Raw genomic sequence first — 1,435 nt, 5'->3', positions numbered from 1 at the left:
TATGGCGGCATTCGGTCTCGCTACCGTTCCGACTCTCCTCGCACTGGGTCAATCGGTCAGTTTTTTTAAAGAGATCGCATTTCGTCAAACCATGAACCGAATCGCTGCGTTAGCAATCTTGATTTACGGTCTTTACAGTGTGTATTACGGATTTGCGTACTTCTTCGACTTGCCGATTTGACCCGAAATTAAAACTTTACGTTATACTATACTCAAATGAATTTAGGAGTCAAAGATGGCGGGAGTGTTGTTTTCGTTTTATAATTTTGCATCGTTAATCGATCTCAATATCGGGATATCCGATCGGTTGGATGAAAACCGTTCGGAAAGTTTTACGATACTGTTTTGCGATTTTTCAAAAATTTCACAAGAGCTGATCGATACGAATCTCCCCAGCCTTCTGCGTACTTCCGATTCCATCGTCCATAATGAACATCACTATTTTTTCGTTATGCCTTATACAGACCGATACGGATGCGGTATTGTTAAAAAAATGATTGAAGATTTATTTGCTGAATCTATCCCCTCCGCAGCGGTCTGTTACCCATCAAACGGCGAAAATGCCCTCGAACTTCTCGAGTCGCTCCACGTGGAAGCGAAAAAATTGCATAAATTAGATTTGGATTGTCTCTACAGTGCGATAAACAAAGAGCCCTAAAGCTCATTTACTGCTTTGAAGGGCTACAGGGCGGAAAGAGTGATATTGTGAGTGTTTGTAAAATTCAATCGCTTCATGGATATCACTTTTGCGTCCGAGATTACGATCATAGAGATAGACGTTATTTGAGACTTTCTCGCACGGCTGAACTTTGCACGGCATTTCAGCTTTTGGCTCCGCAACTGTTGCAACAGGCGTTGGAGTTACCGAAACTGTATGAACTGATTCTGCCGCTTTTGGCTCTTCATGTTTTACTGCCGCAACTACTGCTTCGCTTTTGTTCGGAACGACAATGGATGTATTCACATCTTTCATCGCCGTTTTCGGTGCTTCGCTTTTACTCGCGCATACGTTCGGAGTAGTACGATTTACGGTACGGACAAAAGCATCTTTACTGATTGCTTTCGCTTTTTTGAGATCATGATGCGCCGCTTTGGTTGAGTGATACTTTCCAACCGTCACGATATTGCATTCTCCCTCTTTTTTCTTTACCGATGGGAGTGCGCTTTTATGCACCTTTTTTTCAAAGGTGGGAGTGATCGAAGCCTCTTTTTTGGCACTGATCGTCTGAATCGTAAATTCCTCCGCACTCAACACTACACTGGATATACCGAAGATGATAATTAGGGCTAACTTTTTCATACTCTCTATATCGACACGAGGAGAATAAAACTTTACCGTCTCCCTCATTTTTATCCTCATTGACATTTAAGAGCCCTAATCGTATAATGGCGCTCCAATATCTTTGGGCCCTTAGCTCAGCTGGGAGAGCGCGTC

Annotated in this window: 3 protein-coding genes; 2 read left to right on the top strand and 1 reads right to left on the bottom strand. The window is 42.9% G+C overall.

Going from position 1 to position 1,435, the window contains the following annotated elements:
- Both A3G19_RS05060 and A3G19_RS05055 read left to right on the top strand, forming a co-directional pair.
- Positions 1-181, top strand: a 181-nt coding sequence (locus A3G19_RS05060; protein ID WP_294870933.1) for a sulfite exporter TauE/SafE family protein, incomplete at its 5' end; no start/stop codon positions are given.
- A gap of 54 nt (positions 182-235) precedes the next feature.
- Positions 236-658, top strand: coding sequence for a hypothetical protein (locus tag A3G19_RS05055; protein WP_015652470.1), 423 nt, complete (start codon positions 236-238; stop codon positions 656-658).
- A gap of 3 nt (positions 659-661) precedes the next feature.
- On the opposite strand, the gene A3G19_RS05050 is transcribed toward A3G19_RS05055, so the two are convergent.
- Complete coding sequence (locus A3G19_RS05050) at positions 662-1,348, bottom strand: hypothetical protein (protein ID WP_294870930.1); 687 nt, start codon at positions 1,346-1,348, stop codon at positions 662-664.
- Positions 1,349-1,435: the final 87 nt, after the last annotated feature.

It is taken from the genome of Sulfuricurvum sp. RIFCSPLOWO2_12_FULL_43_24 (assembly GCF_001829605.1).
Taxonomy (GTDB): domain Bacteria; phylum Campylobacterota; class Campylobacteria; order Campylobacterales; family Sulfurimonadaceae; genus Sulfuricurvum.
Note: the sequence above shows the minus strand (reverse complement) of the source record. Positions and strands in the feature narration are given on the sequence as shown.

What these genes read in the sequence shown, in the direction of transcription:
- A3G19_RS05050 (WP_294870930.1), bottom strand. Translation starts at nt 1,348, where the DNA reads ATGAGGGAGACGGTAAAGTTTTATTCTCCTCGTGTCGATATAGAGAGT.
- A3G19_RS05055 (WP_015652470.1), top strand. Translation starts at nt 236, where the DNA reads ATGGCGGGAGTGTTGTTTTCGTTTTATAATTTTGCATCGTTAATCGAT.